At 62.5% G+C, this 20339-nt stretch carries 14 protein-coding genes; 6 read left to right on the top strand and 8 right to left on the bottom strand.

Features of this window, described 5'->3' with window-relative positions:
• Nucleotides 1-17: 17 nt before the first annotated feature.
• Nucleotides 18-785, bottom strand: a complete 768-nt coding sequence (locus DWF74_RS06465; protein ID WP_115580631.1) for a DODA-type extradiol aromatic ring-opening family dioxygenase — start codon at nt 783-785, stop codon at nt 18-20.
• 101 nt (nt 786-886) lie between these two features.
• On the opposite strand from DWF74_RS06465, the gene DWF74_RS06460 reads away from it, so the two are divergent.
• Nucleotides 887-1555 (top strand): thiopurine S-methyltransferase, encoded by a 669-nt coding sequence (locus tag DWF74_RS06460; RefSeq protein WP_115580630.1) that lies wholly within the window; start codon nt 887-889, stop codon nt 1553-1555.
• 65 nt (nt 1556-1620) lie between these two features.
• Here DWF74_RS06460 and htpX read toward each other — a convergent pair whose 3' ends face one another.
• Together htpX and DWF74_RS06450 are read right to left on the bottom strand one after the other, a co-directional pair.
• A complete protein-coding gene (gene htpX, locus DWF74_RS06455; protein ID WP_016965069.1) occupies nt 1621-2508 on the bottom strand; it encodes a protease HtpX in 888 nt (295 codons plus the stop codon).
• A gap of 304 nt (nt 2509-2812) precedes the next feature.
• Entirely contained in the window at nt 2813-4024 is a 1212-nt protein-coding gene (locus DWF74_RS06450) for a pyridoxal phosphate-dependent aminotransferase (RefSeq protein ID WP_016965070.1), read from the bottom strand.
• A 223-nt stretch (nt 4025-4247) separates the two neighbouring features.
• Here DWF74_RS06450 and msrB point away from each other — a divergent pair, with 223 nt between their 5' ends.
• The 3 genes from msrB to DWF74_RS06435 all read left to right on the top strand — a co-directional run bounded on the left by msrB (nt 4248) and on the right by DWF74_RS06435 (nt 5687).
• Nucleotides 4248-4640, top strand: coding sequence for a peptide-methionine (R)-S-oxide reductase MsrB (msrB, locus tag DWF74_RS06445; protein WP_102860909.1), 393 nt, complete (start codon nt 4248-4250; stop codon nt 4638-4640).
• 103 nt (nt 4641-4743) lie between these two features.
• Complete coding sequence (locus DWF74_RS06440) at nt 4744-5229, top strand: glutathione peroxidase (RefSeq protein WP_102860910.1); 486 nt, start codon at nt 4744-4746, stop codon at nt 5227-5229.
• Nucleotides 5226-5687 (top strand): MarR family winged helix-turn-helix transcriptional regulator, encoded by a 462-nt coding sequence (locus tag DWF74_RS06435; protein ID WP_115580629.1) that lies wholly within the window; start codon nt 5226-5228, stop codon nt 5685-5687. The genes DWF74_RS06440 and DWF74_RS06435 overlap by 4 nt, the downstream gene beginning before the upstream one ends.
• On the opposite strand, the gene DWF74_RS06430 is transcribed toward DWF74_RS06435, so the two are convergent.
• Nucleotides 5671-7992, bottom strand: coding sequence for a hybrid sensor histidine kinase/response regulator (locus DWF74_RS06430; protein ID WP_102860912.1), 2322 nt, complete (start codon nt 7990-7992; stop codon nt 5671-5673). The two genes, DWF74_RS06435 and DWF74_RS06430, sit on opposite strands and share 17 nt — an antisense overlap.
• Before the next feature lie 165 nt (nt 7993-8157).
• Between DWF74_RS06430 and DWF74_RS06425 the strand changes: the two genes are divergently transcribed.
• Both DWF74_RS06425 and DWF74_RS06420 read left to right on the top strand, forming a co-directional pair.
• Entirely contained in the window at nt 8158-9048 is an 891-nt protein-coding gene (locus DWF74_RS06425; protein WP_102860913.1) for an ATP-binding protein, read from the top strand.
• Entirely contained in the window at nt 9045-9527 is a 483-nt protein-coding gene (locus tag DWF74_RS06420) for a GAF domain-containing protein (RefSeq protein WP_115580628.1), read from the top strand. The genes DWF74_RS06425 and DWF74_RS06420 overlap by 4 nt, the downstream gene beginning before the upstream one ends.
• A 6-nt stretch (nt 9528-9533) precedes the next feature.
• On the opposite strand, the gene DWF74_RS06415 is transcribed toward DWF74_RS06420, so the two are convergent.
• From DWF74_RS06415 to DWF74_RS06400, 4 genes are all read right to left on the bottom strand, one after another.
• Entirely contained in the window at nt 9534-12482 is a 2949-nt protein-coding gene (locus DWF74_RS06415) for an HD domain-containing phosphohydrolase (protein WP_115580627.1), read from the bottom strand.
• Between the two features lie 185 nt (nt 12483-12667).
• A complete protein-coding gene (locus DWF74_RS06410; protein ID WP_115580626.1) occupies nt 12668-14389 on the bottom strand; it encodes a response regulator in 1722 nt (573 codons plus the stop codon).
• A gap of 43 nt (nt 14390-14432) precedes the next feature.
• Nucleotides 14433-15059 (bottom strand): response regulator transcription factor, encoded by a 627-nt coding sequence (locus tag DWF74_RS06405; protein ID WP_102860916.1) that lies wholly within the window; start codon nt 15057-15059, stop codon nt 14433-14435.
• 249 nt (nt 15060-15308) lie between these two features.
• On the bottom strand, nt 15309-20267 hold the full coding sequence (locus DWF74_RS06400) for a hemagglutinin repeat-containing protein (RefSeq protein ID WP_115580625.1): 4959 nt from the start codon (nt 20265-20267) through the stop codon (nt 15309-15311).
• Nucleotides 20268-20339: the final 72 nt, after the last annotated feature.

Here is a 20339-nt window from a genome sequence, read left to right as displayed (position 1 = left end):
GCCCTGCCGTTGAGGCTTCAGCCAAAGCGGTAGATGTCCATGCCCAGCGCGCCCAGGGTGAAGCCCTGGTGGGCCACGCTGAATTCGCCACCGGCACCCCGGGCGAAGTACAGCGGCAGCAGGTGTTCATCGCTGGGATGGCTGCGCACGGCATGCGGTGCCTGCTGCCGGTAATCATGCAGGGCCGCTTCATCATTGGCCGCCAGTTTTTCGATCATCCAGTCACGAAAGGCCTTGGCCCAGGGTTCGACGCTTTCCGGGCCGGCGTGCCAGTCCAGTTCCCGCAGGTTGTGGGTGATGCTGCCGGAGCCGATCAGCAGCACGCCTTGTTTCCTCAGGTTCGCCAAGGCATGACCGATGCGGGTCTGCAGGGCAGGGCCCTGGTGACTGGGCAGTGACAACTGGACCACCGGGATGTCTGCTTGTGGATACATCAGCGACAGTGGTACCCAGGCGCCGTGGTCGAAAGGTCGCTGGTTGTCCAACTGCGCCGGCAGGCCGTCGGCCTTGAGCAACTCCACCACTTGTGCCGCCAGTTCAGGATCGCCGGGCGCCGGGTATTGCACGGCAAACAGTGCAGCGGGAAAGCCGCCGAAGTCATGCCAGGTTTCCGGATGAGGGTGGGCGCTGACTCGCAGATCCTGGCTTTCCCAATGGGCTGAAACCACCAGGATCGCCTTGGGGCGTGGCAGCTGTGCCGCCAGGTTGGCCAGGGCAGGACCGCTGGCACCGGGCTCCAGGGCCAGCATGGGAGAACCGTGGGAGATAAACAGGCTGGGGAGCATGAGAAGGTCCTGAAGGTTAAGATGCGCCATCTTCAATCAGATCATTGATCTAAATCTAATATAAGTTTTAGGGCTTTTTGATCGAATTTTAAGGACTTCTCATGCAAGCGGACTTTTGGCACAAGCGTTGGGAGCGGGATCAGATCGGCTTTCACCTGGCAGAGGTCAACCCCTACCTGCAGCAGTACTGGCCGGCTCTGGGGCTGGCGGCACAAACCCGTGTGCTGGTGCCGTTGTGCGGCAAGAGCCTGGACCTGATCTGGCTCGCCGACCAGGGCTTCGAGGTGCTGGGCATCGAGCTGGCGGAAAAGGCGGTGGAGGATTTCTTCCGTGAGCGTCAGTTGCAGCCGCAGATCAGCCAACACGGAGAGTTCAAGGTCTATGCCCAGGGGCCGATCCAGCTCTGGTGCGGCGATTTCTTTGCCCTGACTGCCGAGGACACGGCTGGTTGCACAGCCCTGTACGACCGTGCGGCCATGATTGCCTTGCCCCCGCCGATGCGGCAGCGCTACACCGCCCACCTCAATGGCCTGTTGCCGGAGGGCAGCCAGGGGCTGCTGATAACCATGGATTACGCCCAGGAGCAACTGGACGGGCCGCCATTCGCGGTGCTCGACGATGAAGTTCGACAGCGCCTGGGGGAGGTCTGGCAGCTGCAGGTCGAAACGGAGCGCGACATTCTGGGAGAGAGCTGGAAGTTTCTCCAGGGTGGCGTGACCCGGCTGGTGGAGCGGGTCTATCGCCTGAACAAGCAAGGTGTCCGTGAATAGGCTTTATTGGCGGCCATGCAAAAGGGCGACTCGCGTCGCCCTTTTGGGTATGGCCTTGCAGCGGATCAGCCGCGACGACGCAGGGCGTCGATACGCTCTTCCAGCGGCGGGTGGCTCATGAACATGCGAGCCAGACCCTGTTTGATGCCGCCATTGATGCCGAAGGCGTTCAGGGTGTCGGGCATATGCACCGGCAGGCCCTGTTCCGAACGCAGGCGCTGCAGGGCGCCGATCATGGCGTTGGTGCCAGCCAGGCGGGCACCGGCTTCGTCGGCACGGTATTCACGCTTGCGCGAGAACCACATGACGATGGCGCTGGCCAGGAAACCCAGGACCAGCTCGGCGAAGATGGTCGCCACGTAGTAGGCAATGCCCTGGCCCTCTTCGTTCTTGAAGATCACCTTGTCGACGAAGTTGCCGATGATCCGCGCGAAGAACATCACGAAGGTGTTCACCACGCCCTGGATCAGCGCCAGGGTCACCATGTCGCCGTTGGCAACGTGACCGATCTCGTGGGCCAGTACGGCTTTCACTTCATCGGGCGAGAAGCGTTCCAGCAGGCCCTGGCTGACCGCCACCAGGGCGTCGTTCTTGTTCCAGCCGGTGGCGAAGGCGTTGGCCTCGTAGGCCGGGAAAATACCCACTTCGGGCATCTTGATCCCGGCTTCGCGGGACAGTTGCTCAACGGTTTGCAACAACCATTGCTCATGGCGGGTGCGCGGTTGAGTGATGATCTGCGTGCTGGTGCTCATCTTCGCCATCCACTTGGAGATGAACAGCGAGAACAGCGAACCGGCAAAACCAAAGACGGCACAGAAAATCAGCAGCTGATTGAGGTTGAGATCAACCCCATTGGCCGCCATGAACCCGTTGAAGCCGAAAAGGCTCAGGGTGATGCTGGCAATCAGCACGACCGCAAGGTTAGTGGCCAAAAACAGCAGGATTCGCATCATGGTTGTAGAAATCTCCTCAAGCTAAAGATGTAGCGTACTGCGGGGTATATAAGGTGCGGCAACGGCCTATTCAATACGGCTTCTATTTCAAACTGTGTCGTCTAGCCCCGGGGTTAGACGCTTGCATTGACGCGGCGCGGGGGATTGTCGGATGGGGCAATCAACCGGCTGCGGTGCAGGATTTGTGACAATGGGCCGGACGGAAAGTGCAAGCTTATAGAAGGGGCGTGGTGCAGGGCAGCGAAGATGTGTTGCTGAATTAATCGCAGTGCGACCGGGTAAGGATCGCACTGCGTGATTCGGATTACTGGCGGTAGGACTTGAGGAAACTTCCGATCCGCCCAATGGCCTGTTCCAGGTCATCGACCCGCGGCAGGGTGACCACGCGGAAGTGATCCGGCCAAGGCCAGTTGAAGGCGGTGCCCTGGACCACCAGGAGTTTTTCCGAAAGCAGCAGGTCGAGAACGAACTTCTCATCGTTATGGATCGGGCAGACTTTCGGGTCGATCCGGGGGAAGGCATACAGCGCGCCCATGGGTTTCACGCAGCTGACCCCGGGAATGTCGTTGAGCAGCTCCCAGGTACGGTTGCGCTGTTCCAGCAGGCGGCCGGGCGGCAGCACCAGGTCATTGATGCTCTGGTAGCCGCCCAGGGCGGTCTGGATCGCGTGCTGGCTGGGCACGTTGGCGCACAGGCGCATGTTGGCCAGCATGTCGATGCCTTCGATATAGCTCAGGGCATGCTGCTTGGGACCGGAAATGGCTACCCAGCCGGAACGGAAGCCCGCCACCCGATAGGACTTGGACAGGCCGTTGAAGGTCAGGCACAGCAGGTCCGGCGCCAGGGAAGCGGTGCAGATGTGCACGGCGTCATCGTAGAGGATCTTGTCGTAGATCTCGTCCGAGAACACCACCAGGTTGTGCTGGCGGGCCAGCTCCAGCATGCCCAGCAGCACTTCCTTGGGGTACACGGCACCGGTGGGGTTGTTCGGGTTGATGATCACCAGGGCCTTGGTGTTCGGGGTGATCTTGGCCTTGATGTCGGCCAGGTCCGGCCACCAGTTGGCCTGCTCGTCGCACAGGTAGTGCACCGGGTTGCCGCCGGCGAGGCTCACCGCGGCGGTCCACAGCGGATAGTCCGGGGCCGGCACCAGCACTTCGTCGCCGTTGTTGAGCAGGGCCTGCATGGCCATCACGATCAGCTCGGAAACACCGTTGCCCAGGTAGATGTCTTCAATGCCGATGCCTTCTACCTGCTTTTGCTGGTAGTACTGCATCACCGCCTTGCGCGCACTGAACAGGCCCTTGGAATCGCTGTAGCCCTGGGCGGTGGGCAGGTTGCGGATCACGTCTTGGAGAATCTCGTCCGGCGCTTCGAAACCAAAGGGCGCCGGGTTGCCGATGTTCAGCTTGAGGATGCGATGGCCTTCCTCTTCCAGACGCTTGGCGTGCTTGAGCACTGGGCCGCGAATGTCATAACAGACGTTGGCGAGCTTGTTCGATTTGCTGACCTGCATGGCGATGTGTTCCCGAAAATGAACGATCCAGGCGGAGGATGAACTACCGTACTGGGAATCCTGCCGTGTCACACCGGCCTGTAGCCCGCACCGGCGCGGCAAAATCCGTTTGAATGGGTGTAACGCGGCTGCCAGACTGGCGTCTGACGAGGCGCAATCATACGTGCCGCCCGATCCGTGGAAAAGACACAGATCGGGCTTTTTCCGTTGCAGAGGAAGGACCATGGAAAAGCTGGAAAAAACCCTGGAAGAGTGGCGGGCGATGCTCGATCCGGAGCAGTACAACGTCTGCCGGCTCAAAGGCACCGAACGGCCCTTCTCGGGCAAGTACAACGGCACCAAGACCGATGGGATCTATCATTGCATCTGCTGCAATGAGCCGTTGTTCGACTCCAAGGCCAAATTCGACTCCGGGTGCGGCTGGCCGAGTTTCTTTGAACCCATTGCCGACAGTGCCATGGTCGAGATTCGGGACGTGAGCCACGGCATGATCCGGACCGAAGTGGTCTGTGCCAGATGCGACGCGCACCTTGGCCATGTTTTCCCGGACGGCCCGCCGCCCACCGGCTTGCGTTATTGCATCAATTCGGTTTGCCTGGATCTGGTTCCGCGCTAAGCACCAGGGCGATTCTTTGGAGTCGCCCTTTGTTCAATTAAATTGCGTGCAATTTAATTGAGCGCTATTTTTACCGCCTCTTATCTTGAATGGAATTGCTGCCATGACCGATTCGCTGCTGACTATTCCCTGCACCACCATCAAGGGTGAACACAAGACCCTGGCAGACTTCTCCGGCAAGGCCGTGCTGGTGGTCAACACCGCCAGCAAATGTGGCTTCACGCCCCAGTACAAGGGACTGGAGGAGTTGTGGCAGACCTACAAGGACCAGGGCCTGGTGGTACTGGGGTTTCCGTGCAACCAGTTCGGCAAGCAGGAACCGGGTGACGAAGGGGCGATTTCCGAGTTCTGCGAGCTGAACTACGGTGTCAGCTTCCCGCTGTTCAAGAAGATCGAAGTCAATGGCGCCGCCGCTCACCCGTTGTTCGTCCAGTTGAAGAAGCGTGCGCCTGGGGTCCTGGGTTCCCAGGGCATCAAATGGAATTTCACCAAGTTCCTGATTGGCCAGGACGGCAAGCTGGTCAAGCGTTTTGCGCCGACCACCAAGCCCCAGGACCTCGGCCGCGAGATTGAAGCCCTGCTCAAATGAACGACCTGTCGGCTGATTCACTGAAACTCGATTCCCAGCTGTGTTTCAAGCTGTACGCTGCCTCGCGGGCGGTGGTTCGTGGCTACAAGCCCATGCTCGACCGCCTGGGCCTGACCTATCCGCAGTACCTGGTGATGCTGGTGCTGTGGGAGTGGCATGCGGTGCCTGTGCCGCAGCCGACGGTGAAGGCGCTGGGGGAGCGTCTGTCCCTGGATTCCGGCACCCTGACCCCATTGCTCAAGCGTCTTGAACAACTGCAACTGGTGCAGCGCCAACGCTCAGGACGTGATGAGCGGGAAGTGCACCTGAGCTTGAGTGAAACGGGCCTGGCGCTGCGCGATCAGGTGCCGCCGCTCAAAGCGGCGCTATTGTGCGAGAGCGGCGTTGACCTCAACAGCCTGGACCAGTTGCGCGACGGCCTCGATCACCTGCTGCAGCAGATCAGAGCCTTGTCGTAGTGGGCACCCACAGATCCAGCAGGGCGATCAGTTCCTCGCGGCGAAATGGCTTGGCCAGGTAGTCGCTCATGCCCGCCGCTCGGCAGCGTTCGCGTTCCTCGGGCATGGCGTTGGCGGTCAGGGCAATGATCGGCAAGTCCGGCCAGCGCCCACTGCGGCGGATCTGTCGGCTGGCTTCATAACCGTCCATGACCGGCATATTGCAGTCCATCAGCACCAGGTCGAAGCGGTTGTGCTCCAGCTGGTTGAGGGCCTCGGCGCCATGGACGGCCACGGTCACGGCACACCCGAGCTTGCTGAGCATGCCTTTGGCCACCAGTTGATTCACCGGGTTGTCTTCCACCAGCAGAATGTCTGCCCGGCGGATCTGCGCCGGCATTTCCAGTTGGGCGTCATTGAGGGTAATGGTTTCCGCCAGCAACGAGCGGCGCAGGGTCTGATACAAGGCATTGCGCGCCAGGGGGCGAGCCTGTTGCTGCAGCGGTGCCAGGGCGCTGGCCTCTTCGCTGGGCAGGAAGCTGCCATAGGCGGTCACCAGCAGGATCGGCGCGGTAATGGCCGGGCGCAGGCCGAACAGGCATTCCGGGCAATCCGTGATCAGCAGGTCGGGGTCACGCCCGGCCAGCGAGTCCTCGATGTCGTAACGCTGGTAGTCGAGCCCCCAGGTCGGCAGCAGGGAACCCAGCAGTTCAGCCAGGCCGCTGCCGGCGTCGGTGATGGCGATGATCTTGCCGGACAGCGCCGGCGGCGCAATGGCCGGGGTGTGGCAGGGCAGCGGCAGATCGGCGCAGAACTGACTGCCGAAGCCCACTTCCGAGCTGATGCTCAAGCGCCCGTTCATGGCCTCGCAGAGGTTGTAGGTCAGGGCCAGCCCCAGCCCCGTGCCGCCGTATTGGCGGGTGATACCGGCGCCCGCCTGGGTGTAGGGCTGGAAGATCCGCACCTGGGCTTCCTGGGCGATGCCGATCCCGGTGTCGCAGATTTCGATACGCACCCCGTCGCCCTGGGTGCTCAGGCGCACATCGACGCGGCCGAAACGGGTGAATTTGAGGGCATTGGACAGCAGGTTGCTGACGATCTGTCGTACCCGCATCGGGTCCCCCAGCACCAGGGCCGGAAAGTCCGGGGCGATCAGGCAGGCCAGTTCCACGCTGGCTGCCGCGTTCTGCGACAACAGGTTGGCGGTGTCTTCCACCAGCACCCCGAGGTCGAAGGGGATGCGCTCCAGCTCCAACTGCCCGGCGTCGAACTTGGACATGTCGAGAATATCGTTGAGCAGCTCCACCAGGACTTTGCCGGAGTCGTGGGCGATAGACAGTTGCTGGCGCTGTTCGGGGGTCAGCGGGCTGTCCAGGGACAGGGCGATCATCCCCAGCAGGCCGTTGAGCGGGGTGCGGATCTCGTGGCTCATGTTGGCCAGGAATGCGGCGCGGGCCTGGGCCATGTCCAGGGCAGTGCGCCGGGCGATCTCCAGCTCCTCGTTGGACTGGCTGAGCCGGGCGTTGCTGGCCTTGAGCTCGGTGGTGCGTGCCGAGACCATGTTTTCCAGCTGCCCGAGGTATTCGGTCAGACGGTTCTCGGCATTGCGTCGTTGCTGGATTTCGGTGGCCATGATCTCGAATTGCTGGTTGGCCACCTTGACCAATACCCCGACTTCATCGTTCTCGTGGCCATGGGGAAACTCCAGTTTGGTCTGTTGCGGGCTGCGCGGGTCACGGCTGCTGAGCTCGCGGATCACTCCCACCAGAGGCTTGGTCAGCATCACATAGAACAGTGCCAGGAGAATCCCGGTGAGGATCAGGCTACGGGCGAAGCCGTTGATCAGGGTGACCTCGGCGCGGCGCAGGAAGCGGCTGCCGAAGGCATAGGTGTCGACGTCCAGATGCAGCGTGCCGAGGGACTCCTCGGGCAGGTGGCTGAGGTACAGACGATTTTCGAACTGCCGGTCGGCACCGAACAGGAAGTCGCTGAGGGCCCGGTAGGGGCTCTGTTGCGCGGGCCGTTCAACGTTGGCCAGCAGGGTATTGTTGTTGTCGATGAGCTGCGCACGAATGATCGCCGGGGAACGCAGCAGACCCAGGGTCAGTTCCTGGGCCAGTTCGGAGTCGATGTTGTAGGCAATGCGTGAGGCCGGGTTGTGACTGATTTCCAGCAGTGACTGAATTTCACGATTGATGGAGGCATCTTCGCTGGCATAATCGATGCCGATTTGCAGCAGACTGAGCGCGGTCCCCAGAATGAAACCCACCAGCACGGTGAGCCGGGCCTGTTTATAGGACAGGCGATTGGTGAACTTGATATCCATGGGGGGCTGAACCACTTTCGTTTCCCTTCGCTGCGCAAGCATAGCTGATCATCTTTGGTTGCCGGCCTGGCCTGGCAGCAGCTGATAAGGCAATAGACCCTTTGATCAGGACGGCGTTTGGTCTGTGTGACGCATCATTACCTTGAACGTGCCTGAGGAAAAGTCGTGGATGCCCGATTGAATGCATTTCTTGAACGTGCCGATGCCGTCCTGGCCCGAATCGAACCGCTGCTACCTGCCTTGCGCCAGAGCATCGACTGGAATCAGTGCCTGGCAGCCCGCTGGCAGCGTGAAGGCCGCGGTGGCTTCCTGCTGCCCCTGGAAGTCAGCCTGGACATGCGCCTGAGCGATCTGATCGGGGTCGACAAGCAGCGAGAGCAGTTGGCGCGCAATACCCAGCAGTTTCTTGACGGCCTGCCGGCCAACCATGCCTTGCTCTGGGGCTCGCGTGGCACCGGTAAATCCTCCCTGGTGCGAGCCTTGCTGGCCGAGCACGCCAAGGGCGGCCTGCGGTTGATCGAGATCGAGCGTGATCACCTGGCGGACCTGCCACGGGTGGTGGAGCAACTGGTCAAGCTGCCCCAGCGTTTCGTGCTGTTCTGCGACGACCTGTCGTTCGAGGCCGGCGAGGGCGACTACCGGGTGCTCAAGAGCGTACTCGACGGTTCCCTGGAGCAGGCTCCGGAAAACGTGCTGTTGTACGCCACCTCGAACCGCCGGCACCTGGTGCCGGAAAAGGAAAGTGACAACGAGAACTGGAAGCGCGTCGACGGCGAGCTGCACCCCAGCGAAGCGGTGGAAGACAAGATCGCCCTGTCGGACCGCTTCGGCCTGTGGCTCTCGTTCTATCCCTTCACTCAGGAACACTTTCTCAATGTGGTGGAACACTGGATCGGCGAACTGGCGCGCAAGGCCGGCTTGAGCTGGCAGCGCACTGAAGAGCTGGACATTCTGGCGGTACGCTGGGCCACGGGCCGGGGCAACCGCAACGGCCGATGTGCCTATCAATTTGCCCGCTATTGGGTGGGCTTGCAGTTGTTGGAGCAAAAAGCATGATCGATTTGCAAAGTGCCGGCCAAGGCCTGGATGGCTACGGGCTGCTGTGTGCCCAGCTGGAGTCGCTGTTGGCCGAAGAGCGTGACTTCATCGCCAATGCCGCGCAGTTCTCGGCGTTCCTGTTCAGCCAGCTCGATGACCTGAACTGGGCCGGCTTCTACCTCAATCGCAACCAGGAATTGGTGCTCGGCCCGTTCCAGGGCCAGATCGCCTGCGTGCGGATACCCTTCGGTCGTGGCGTTTGCGGCACCGCCGCGGCCACCCTGCAGACTCAACGGGTAGAGGATGTGCATGCCTTTGCCGGACACATCGCCTGTGACAGCGCGTCCAACAGCGAGCTGGTGGTGCCCCTGGTCAAGGACGGCCGGTTGATCGGCGTGCTCGACCTGGACAGCCCGAAGCTGGCCCGCTTCAGCCCGGCGGACCAGGCCGGGATCGAACAACTGGCGGCGATCTTCCTGCGCCTGAGTGACTGCTGACCGCCATCAGGCGGTCAACCCTGCCTTTTTCAACAGAGCGTCACGATCCACGGCATCGATCTGCTGTGGCACCAGGAAGCGCTCGGCGTAGCGCTGATAGATCTGCTCCTGAAGAAACAGCTCGAACAATTCGGGATCGATGTGGGCGTCGCGGCACATCATGGCCATGATGTTCAGCGCTTCGCTGAGGGTCTTGCCCTTCTTGTAGGGGCGGTCTGCCGCGGTCAGTGCCTCGAAGATATCGGCAATCGCCATCATCCGCGCCGGCAGGCTCATCTGTTCACGCTTGAGCTGTTTGGGGTAGCCGCTGCCGTCCATTTTCTCGTGATGGCCGCCGGCGATCTCCGCCACGTTCTGCAAGTGGCTGGGAAAGGGCAGGTGGTTGAGCATGATGATGGTCTGCACGATGTGGTGATTGATCACATAGCGCTCCTCGGCGGTCAGTGTGCCTCGGGGGATGCTCAGGTTGTACAGCTCGCCACGGTTGTACTTGTGGGCTGGCACCTGGAGCTTGAAGCCCCAGGGATTGTCCGCGGTCATGATCTCCACGGCGCTGCGTTCCAGCAGGTGTTCCGGCTTGTCCGCCAGCAGATGCTCCTGCACCGGCAGGCTGGGCGCCGGGGTGCGATTCTGACGCTGCAGCTCTTCCCAGGAAACCCCCAGGCGATCGTCCAGGGTCCGGCTCCAGGTGCGCTGGGCGATGATCTGCAGGCGCTGCTGGTCGGCCTCGGCCATGAACTCGGCCCCCAGATTGCAGTGCGCGACAAAAGCGAAATCCTCGTCCAGGGCCCGCAGGTGCTCGTCGCGCTCGGCGGCCTGGGCGGTGGCCTCGGCCCCTTCGGCCACGGCCCGCCAGTAGTCGATCCAGGCATCGCGCTTGAGCACTTCGAAGCGGGTGCGGATTTCATGAATCCGGTCATTCAGGGTTTCCAGCTTGGTGGCTTTGTCCACCACGTATTCCGGGGTCGTGACCTTGCCGCAGTCATGCAGCCAGGCGGCGATATGCAAGGCTTCCCACTCGTCGTCGCTGGGTTGATAGGCGGCGAACCTCGGGTCCTGGCTGGCGGCAGCGGCTTCGGCCAGCATCAGGGTCAGGGCCGGCACGCGCTGGCAGTGGCCGCCGGTGTAGGGACTCTTGGCATCGATGGCCCCGGCCAGCAACTGGATAAAGGCGTCCAGCAGATGCTTTTGCTTGTTCTGCAGGCGCTGGCTCTCGATGCACAGCGCGGCAGTGGCGGACACCGCCTGGATAAAGGCGATACGGTCCGGGCTGAGTTTTTCCAGGTCTGCCTCGGTGCCGCTGTCCACCAGAAACAGTAGGAGCATGCCCACCGTTTCGTTGTGCCGATTGCGCAAGCGGATGCCCACCAGATGGGAGCTGGGACTGTCCAGGGCCAGCAGTACGCTTTGCAGGCTGCCGGCCTGTTCGAAGCCCAGGGTAGTGACCACGTTGTCGTTGTCGGTCAATTGATGCAGCCAGTCCGGGAGCCTCGGGTCCGTCAGGTCTTTGGTGGCGATATCGAAGCGCTGCAGGTCCTGGAGTTGTCCATCGATGATCAGGCCATAGGGTTGCAGGCGCGAACCCTTGCTTTCCGTGAGGTAGATCAGCCCGGCCTGGGCCTGGGCGATCTTCACGGTCTCGAACAGCACCCGTTGCAGCAGGGGATCGAAGCGGGTTTCGGCGGACAGGCTGGCGTTGATCTCGAAAAAACTGGCCAGGGTATCTTTCATCCGGGCCATGGACAGGCTCAGTTGGTCCACCTCCAGCACAGGTGAGCGCCGCGACACCGGGTAGTCGAAATTGAAGCTGCGGATGGCGTCCGCTTCCTGCACCAGAGCGTGCAGTGGCCGCACCAGAATGCGCGAGATCAGCCAGCCCAGGGGCAGGCACAGCAGCAGAGTGGTCAGCGTGATCAAGGCCCCTTGCCAGCGCAGGCGGTAGGCATCGACCAGCAGTTCGTCCTCGGGCACCAGCAATGCCAGTCGCAGTCCGCCGGGCCCGCCTTCGGCGATATGGCTGCTGGCGACTATCCAGTCGCGTCCCAGGGCCTGCAAGTGACCGTCAACGGTCTGTCCCTGCAACAGGGCATCGAGCATCGGGTTCAGGTCATTGCCCTTGATCAGGCGCGCGCTGCGCTGTTCCAGCAGCAGCTTGTGGCTGTCGGGGTAGGCCACGACGTTGCCCTGGTCATCCAGCAGTGCCACCTCGGTGGCCGGTGTGACCCGGTTCTTGGCCAGGGTCGATGACAGTTGTTCGAGGGTCAGATCGGCACCGATCACTGCCATTCTGCCGCTGCGCCGGGCCAGGGTGGTGCCGACGTTGAGGGTGGAATAAAACACATAGGGCCGGGTGGTGATCTGGTCGGCATCGCCCCGGGCGCTGGAGAACCAGTCACGGGTTCTTGGGTCGTAGCGCTCGTCGGCGTGGTGCCGACGGTCGATCAGGGACAACCCGGCGTCATAGAACAGCGACTGTGAGTGAACCTGGCCGTTGCTGGCATTGCGCTCGATGCTCCAGATTTCGTAGGCGCTGTCCGGCGGGGCATGGCGCTTGTCCTTGATCTCGGCGTTGCGCAGCGGACGCACCATGAAGAAGTCGCCATTGGCATATCCCAGGTACAGCGAGGCCAGGTTCGGGTTGTCCTGCAACGACTGGCTGAACGGCTTGAGCAGCGCCAGACGCTGTTCCAGGTTGGAAGCCTGGGCTGCCGGGTTGTCCGCCAGCAGGCTGAGCAGGTGGCGTATGGGGTCATAGGTGGATTTCAGGTCGCTGCGCACATCCTGTTCGATGCGCTGGAAGAGTTTTTCACTGCTGCCCAGGATGATGCGGGTGGTCTGTTGGTAGTTGTAGATGCCCAGTACCACGCCAGTCAGGAGCAGCAGCAGGGTGAACATCACGCTGATATGGATATGAAGAGGAAAGCGGCGTTGTGTCGGTTGTGGCGTGCTCGGCATTCCAATTCTCTCCAAGGGCACATCAGGCATGGCTCAGGAACCAAGCATAGTTAAGGCCGGTATTCTCTGCCTTGGCTTTGCCTGGGGATTGAGGATGTCGGGAAGTCCATGGGCATGGACCCCATGGAGGTGGACTACTGCGCTGAAATACTGGCCCTTTGATATATACCTGGCAAGAGGCTTGATCATCGGTGATCCGCAAGGTCCGAAGCCTCCGGGGCCACGGCGGGGCAGGTGGCAGTCGGTGTCCATTGCCGGTGCTGGTCCAGATGCTGCAGCAGGGATTGGGTAAAGCGCAGCAGGGCCCGGTCCAGGGCGTTGCTTGCGGCGCGACAGGCCTCGATCCCGGCGTTGTCCTGACAGGCCCGCTCCAGGGCTTCGCAACAGGCCAGCAAAGAGGTAGCACCGAGCATTTTCGCCGAACCCTTGATCTTGTGTGCCAAGGCTGCCAACGCTTGGGAATCGCCGGCCGGAATCAGTCCCAGGGCGAGGCGGTCCTCGCGACAGCACTGCAGGAGCGCCTTGAGCATGCGCAGGGCAAGCAGTGGCTGGTTGCGGGTCAGGGTGCGCAGGGTCGATATGCTGAAACTGTCCGCCCTGGGCAGCGCCTTGAGTGTCTCCAGTGTCTGGCTCAGCAGGTTCAGATCCAGGGGTTTGAGCAGGCAGTCGTGCATGCCGGCATTCATGCAGCGCTGGATCGTCTGGGTATCGTCGCTGGCGCTGCAACCGAGGAGTGTCACCGGCGGCCGTTGCTGCAGCGCTTCATGTCGGCGGATGGTCTCGGCCAGTTGATAGCCGTTCATCAAGGGCATGTTGCAATCGACGATCAGCAAGTCGAAATCGCCTTCTTGCCATTGCTCGTAGGCCTGCACTCCATCCCCCACGCAGGTGACCCGGTGCCCGAGGTACTCCAGTTGTTCCTGCAGCAGTGTCAGGCTGGCGCGGTGGTCGTCCGCCAGCAGGATGTCCAGAGGCAGGCGGTTGGCCTGGGGTACAGGGGCCGGGCTGGCTCGGGCTGCCCCCTCCCGCCCGGCCAGGGGCAACTCCACCCGGACTTCGCTGCCGGGGCCGCGGCGCCCGTGCAGGCTCAGCTTGCCCCCCATCTGCTGGCACAGCTGATGGCTGATGGGCAGCCCGAGCCCGGTACTGTCCCGTGGCGACTGGCTGTGCGGGTCAACCTGGGCAAAGGGTTGCAACAGTCGTTGCCGCTCCTCCCGGGGCATGCCTATGCCGGTGTCCAGCACCTGCAGTAGCAGCTTGTAGTGCCCCTTACGCATCGTGGGTTGCAGTTGCAATCTGACCAGGACCGTACCCTGGTGGGTGAACTTGATTGCGTTGCTCAGCAGATTTGCCAGCACCTGCTTGAAACGCAGGGTGTCAAGCAGCACCAGGGGCTCTGGCTCAGGGGCCTTGAACTCAAGGCTGAGGTCCAGGTTCTTCTGCCGGGCCAACGCCTGGAACACCCCCATCACCCCGTCGACGCTGCCCCGCAGGCTGCTCCAAGTCGGGTTCAGTTGCAGGTGGCCGGATTCGAGCCGGCTGATGTCCAGCAGGTCCCCGAGCAACTCGCGCAAATCCCTGGCGGCGCCCAGGGCCAGTTCCAGGGAGGCGTGGTTTTGTGGATGGTCCCTGGTTCGTTGCAGGATCAGTTCCAGCAGGCCGATGAAGGCGTTCAGCGGAGTACGGATTTCATGGCTCATGCAGCCCAGGAACTGGATTTTGCACCGGTTGGCTTCTTCGGCTTGGCGCTTGCCGGTTTCCAGTGCCGCCACCGATTGTTCCAGCCTCCCGGATTGCTGCCGAAGACTGCGCCGTTGTCGGTAGAGTCGCGCCTGGTTCAGCCATGACGCCAGCAGCAGGACCAGCAGCGTGATAACGCCGGATGGCGAGAGCAGGACCTCGATCATCGCCGCGGCGCTCGACGGGGCCAGGGCATGAGGAGTTGGCGCTTCATATCAGTTCATTGCGCTTGGCCATGTCCACCAGTTCATTCATGGAGGTGGTGGCGAGTTTTTGCATGATGCGCTTCTTGTAAGTACTGACAGTCTTGTTGCTGAGAAACATGCCCGTGGCAATTTCCTTATTGGTTTGGCCCATTGCAAAAAGCTTCAGAACCATCAACTCCCGATCATTCAACGAGTTGAATTGCGCCAACTCCAAAGTTTCACCAAGAGCACTTCGATCAACTTGCAGCGCCTGGCTGGGAAAGTAGTTGTAGCCACTGCAGATGGCCTTGATGGCGCTGAGCAATTCACTCAGGTCTTCCTGTTTGCAGACATAGCCGCTGGCCCCGGCGCGCATGCAGCGATTGGCGAACAAGGCCGCCGACTGGGCGGTGAGGACCAGGATTCGCAAGGGCCTGGGCATGTTGCTCAAGCGTTCCAGCAGCTCCAATCCGTCGAGTTTTGGGATGCAGATATCGAGTATGACCAAGTCCGGTTCGCCTTCACGAACCATTTGCAAGGCATCGACTCCATTATCGGTTTCCCCGAAGACTCTATAACCCTCGTGTTCCAGCAGAATACGAATGGCCATGCGTATGACAGGGTGATCATCAACGATAAGTACTGTGCCCATACTGGTCTCCTACCGATAAATGGAAGTTCGAACAGTAGCCCAGCTGATGGAATGGAAGTAGCTGTGAAAGTGTGGAAAAACCCAATCTAAGACGGGTCCTACAGCGAATAAGGGGAGGTATTACAGCCAGTTGGCATAGAAGGGAAGTTAAAGCGGGATTGACCTGCATCGGGCCGCCGGCTACGGCGGTAAAAAGTCGCTGGCGAATGCCATCGCAGGCCGCCCCCCGGGAGGAGGGCGGCCTGAGCCTCATGGCGTTTTCTGATCGATACCGGCTTGCAGCAGCTGGCTGTCACTGTGGGCGCCGACACGCAGCGGGCCGAGGTTGAACAACTGGTCCTTCTGGGTGGCGTCATCCTGTTTGCGGGTCAATTCGGCCACGCTGCCCGTGGCAATGTTGACCGGTGACTTGGACAGGTTGGCGCCGACGTCCACGCGCAGTTCCGAGCCGGCCAGGTCGGTTTTGCTGACCTTGGAACCTCCCAGTTCGACGCGACCCTCGCTGGCCCCGATGCGCGCACCGGTGAGCTGGGTTTCGCCGCTGACCTTCAGGTTGACGCCCTGCTGGGTACTGATCCCCGAGGCCTGTTCCACGCGGTTCTTGCTCTCGTGGCTGACGTTCAGGTTCAAGGTCGGGGTATAGGAGGTCTGACCGCTCTTGTCGCCAAACAGCACGCCTTCAGCGGTATTGGCCACTTTGCTGCCGGCGGTGTTCTTCTCGCTGACCGAATAGCTGTCGCTGGTTTTTGGCCAGAAGCGCTCTTTCAGGCTGGAGAGACGATTGCCCACGGCGTCGGCCTTGTCGGCCAGGTAGTTCTTGGCCTTGTCCACGCCGTTGCCAATAGCGCCGCGTGGTTCGGGGTTGACGTCGTAGCTGCCACTGCGGCTGAGTTTCTCCCCCAGGCGCTCCTTGGCTTCGCTGGCCTTGGCGACCACGCTGTCCTTGGCCGAGCTGACCTTTTCCACCCCTTTGTCGACGGCGTTTTCCAGCTTCTCGCGGTGTTTGTCGAAACCTTTCTCGGCCTTGGCCTTCAGGTCGTCCTTGAGCGGACCGGCCGGCTTGGCCAGCTTGTCCACCAGCCCCGGCTGGTTCTTCGCCACTTCCAGCTTGGCGTCGATATTGACCTGGGTGCTGCGCAGCCGATCCTGGCGGCTTTCGATGTCGAGGTTGCCACCGATGGCACCGTCGAGGCGTTGCGCGTCGATGTTGGCGCCGGCCAGATGCACGTTGCCGGCACTGTTGAGGGTCACCTGATCGGCCTTGATCAGGCTGTTGTGCTGAGTCGTGTTCTGGCGCTGATCGACGTCGATCTTGGCCCGGGCATTGATCCCGCGATCGACTTTCGGCGAGTCGTGCTCACTGGCGTCGGCCAGGGTGGTCTTGCCCATGCTGCCACCGGCGCCCAGGGTCAGGCCCCAGTTTTTGTGGGCCTGGGTGGACTGCGCCGACTCCTGGTAGATGCCGCCCTGGGCCGCATCCAGCACCACCTTGGCGGCGTCGATGCGCGTGCCCTGCAGGTGGATGGCGCTGTCGCCCTCGGCTGCGCTGGCCAGGCGTACCTGGCCCTGGCTGTAGAGCTGGGCGCCGCGCTGGCTCTGGTCGTTTTCATTGACCCGGCCGATGTTGAAGTTGGCGCTGAGGTTGACGCTCTTGCCGCTGCTCTGCTCGCTGCTGGTCTTGCTGCCACCGGCCGTGAGGCCGCCACCGAGGTTGCTGCCCTGGCTGTGGTGGGTGTCCACCGCGGCTTGCAGGTCGAGCTCGCCGCCGGCGTCCAGGGTGATATCGCCGGCCGGACGCGCGGCGTTGCCGATCTGTGTGCCTTGCAGCGTCAGGTCGCTTGCACTCTTGAGGTTGACCGGCCCCTGGCCCTGGATGCTGGCGACCCGCGCCTGGCTGTCCTGCTGCTCGAGGCTCTTGTGATCCAGTTGCAATCCGGCGCCGACGTTGAGGTTGGTGCCGCTGCTACCTGGAGTGGTGCCCAGGGTCAGGGAGGCATCGCCACGCAGGCTGGAGTTGCTGCTGCTCTGGCGATCATTGGCCTGATTGAGTGCCAGCTTGCCGTCAGTCTTGATGTTGACGCCGCCCAGGCCGCCATTGAACTGGCTGCCTTCGAAGCTGGCATCGCCACCGACCTTGATGTCCACGCCCTGGCTGCCGGCGTAGCTGCCGACCTGGGCCTTCTCGGAGCTGCTGGTGACGTTGCTGCTGCCACCGGCACCGCTGCCACGGATGTTCAGGTCTTCACCGGTGTTGGTGTAGACCCGTACGCCGGCCTTGGCGTCCACGGCCTGTTCGCTGCTGCTGTGGGTATCGCTGGCGGCACTGGCCACCAGGCTGCCGGCGCTGATCTGCACGGCGCCGTCGGTGGCGCGGTACTGGGTGCCCTGGTCCTTGAGTTGCCCATCGGCCTTGACCGCGACCTGGGCGCCGCTCAACTGGCTGACCACGGCGGTGCTGGCGTTTTCGCTGCGTTGGCGGTTCTGGTGGCTGACATCCACATCGAGCCCGACATTGGGCTGTTCCAGGGCATCGAGTACCCCAGGCTGATGGAACTTGCGCTGGGCCACGCCCTGGATGGCTTTTTCGATGGGGCGGGTGACGCCCTTGTATTCGACGTTGGCGCCGACATCCACCGCCCAGTTGTTCTCCTTGTGGCTGCTGCTTTCGCGGTTGTGCGCGGCCTGGTTGTCGATCTCGGCTGCATTGACCTGCAATGCACCGCCGGCCTTGACCTGGGCGCCTTCGGTGGTGAGGCGGTTGCCGGCATTGATGGTCAGGTTGCCGCTGGCGGCGATGTTGCTGGTCTGGGCAGTGCTCTTGCTGCTGCTGTCCTGGCTGCTGGTGTGGGCCACTTCCAGGCCGTTGCCGGCCCGATCCAGGCCGCCGGTGTAGTAGAAGCCGCCACCGGTGGTGGTGCTGTCGCTGTGCTTGTCGGTGGTGTTGTCCGCCGCCAGCAACTGCACATTCTTGCCGCTCAGGCTGGCATCGCCGGCCGTGGCCGCAAGGTCGCTGCCTTGCACCTTGAGGTCCTCGCCGGCAGTGACCGCCAGGGTGCCGCCAGTGAGGCTGGAGGCCTGTTGCCGGGTGCTGTCGCTGCTGTCGTTGCGCTGCTCATCCTGGTAGCGCACCCCGGCCCGGTACTGGCTGGTGCCCGGGGCGTTTTCCTTGGCGTAGGCGTCGAAGCCGCGCTTCTGGGTGCTGCTGCTGTCGTGCTGGGTGTCTGCGGCGGCCGCGACCTTGACGGTGCCCTTGGCGCTGGCGTCCAGTGCTCCCGCAGCGGTCACCTGGGAGCCGCTGATGGTCAGGTCCTCGGCACTTTGCAACTTGAGGTTGCTGTCCGAGCGCACCTGGCTGCTGACGGTGGTGCTGTCCTTGTGCTGCTGACGGCTCTCATCCTTGGTGATGCCGAAGAACTTGCTGTCCTTGCTGTGGCTGTTGCGGTGAGAAGTGTCCTGCACGCCGTCGATGGTCAATGAACCCTTGTCGCTGATAACGCTGGCCTGGGTGCCGCCCCGGGCCTGGCTGCCGCTGATGCGTACGCTGTCGGCGCGCACGATCAGCTTGCCGTCGGCGATGACCTTGCTGCCCTGGTTCTCGGTCTTGCCCTGGTCGCCGTCGGCGTTCTTGCCGAAGAAACCACCGCCCACCAGGTCACCGGAGTAATGCTGGTTGCTTTGGCTCTGCCGGCGGCTGGCGCTGTTGATGTCGACGTCCTTGGCGGCCAGTTGGATGTCGCCCTGGCTGTGCAGTTCGGCGCCCTCAAGGCGCAGATTCTGCTGGCTGTCGAGTTGCAGTTGCTTGCCGCTCTTGAGCTGGCTGGTGACGCTGCGCTGCTGGCTGCTGGCGTTGTCCCAGTTTTCTTTCCACAGGTGCTTGCGGTGCTGGCCCTGGTCGCGCTGGGTCTGGGTTTCGGTGGCGGCAGTCAGTTGCAGGTCGCCGCCGCTGCGGGCACTCAGGCGATTGCCGGCTTCGACGCTGCTGCCCTGGATCCGGGTATTGGCGCCGGATTTCAGCTCGGCGTCATGCTGGGCCAGCACCTTGTTACCGTGCTGGCGTGTTTCGCTATCGGTCTGGGTAGCGTCGTAGGTCTCCCAGGTGATGCCGATGGTGCTCTTGTCCCACTGTTGGCGTTTTTCCTGGAGCTTGCGGCTTTCGATGCTGCTCAGGGTCAGGTTGCGCCCGGCATCGAGCTTGACGTTGCGGCCGCTGACGTCGGTGGCGGCCAGGGTCAGGTCCTTGGCACCGTGGAGTTCGATATCGCCCTGGCTGCGGACGCCGGCGCGCGTGGCGTCGAGGCTGTTGGCCACGGCCTCGCCGCGGATGTCCAGATCACCGGCGGAGCTCAGCTTGACTCCGTCGCGGCCATCCACCTGGACGGCGCCCACCCGGACTCCGGCACCTTCAGCGGTGCTGACGATGTTGATCCGCCCGGCCTGCATGGCACCGAACAGGCTGGCATCGATGCGCTGGTCCTGGGTGTGGCTGCTCGGGTCGACCTTCAGCACCTTGCCGCTGGGGTAGTCGAGCTGATTGCGGCCCACGGTCACGTTCAACTGGTCCCGGGCGGCGAGGCTGCCCTTGCTGTCGATGCGTGGGGCGATCAGGTTGATCGAGCCTTCGGCATTGCGCAGACCGCCGCCGTGGATATCCAACTGGCCCCGAGCGTCCTGGGTGTTGAGTCCCTGCAGCTTGCCGTCCTGGAGTTCCGGGCGACCCACCACCAGGCTGGCATTGGGGGTGTTGATGAAGCTGCCACCATTGACCGAGATGCCGTTGGGGTTGGCCAGCACGAAGTCGGCGGCGCGGCCGAAGATTTCCTGGGCGCCATTGAGTTGCGAGGCGTTGCGGCTGATCACCTCGTTGAGGATCACGCTGGCCGCCTGGCCCTGGAGTTGCGCGTTGGCCGCCAGTTGTCCGGCCAGTTGCGACTGCCCGGCCTGCAGGGCGTTGTTCAAGACCACGCCTTGTTGCCCGACGTTGTAGTCCAGGAACTGGTTATGGGACAGGCCACCGGCATTGGGTGCGACGATGTTGACGATGGGCACGCCGCCCTGGTTTTGCAGTTGCGGGGTGCCGCCGGGGCCTTCGACCACGGTGATTCCGCCGGCCAGGGCCAGGGGCAGATGGGACACCAGCAGCAGGCCGGCGATGGTCCAGCGCAATGTGCCTTGGGGTGAAAGGTTGAATCTATGAGTGTTGTCAGGCATGAGAACCTCGTGCTGAGTGGGTGAGCCGGGCGTTGCCTTCTAGAGGGGCGACGGCGCGTTGTGCTCAGGTTC

Origin of the sequence: Pseudomonas protegens, assembly GCF_003363755.1 — a bacterium.
Lineage (GTDB): Bacteria > Pseudomonadota > Gammaproteobacteria > Pseudomonadales > Pseudomonadaceae > Aquipseudomonas > Aquipseudomonas danubii.
Note: the sequence above shows the minus strand (reverse complement) of the source record. Positions and strands in the feature narration are given on the sequence as shown.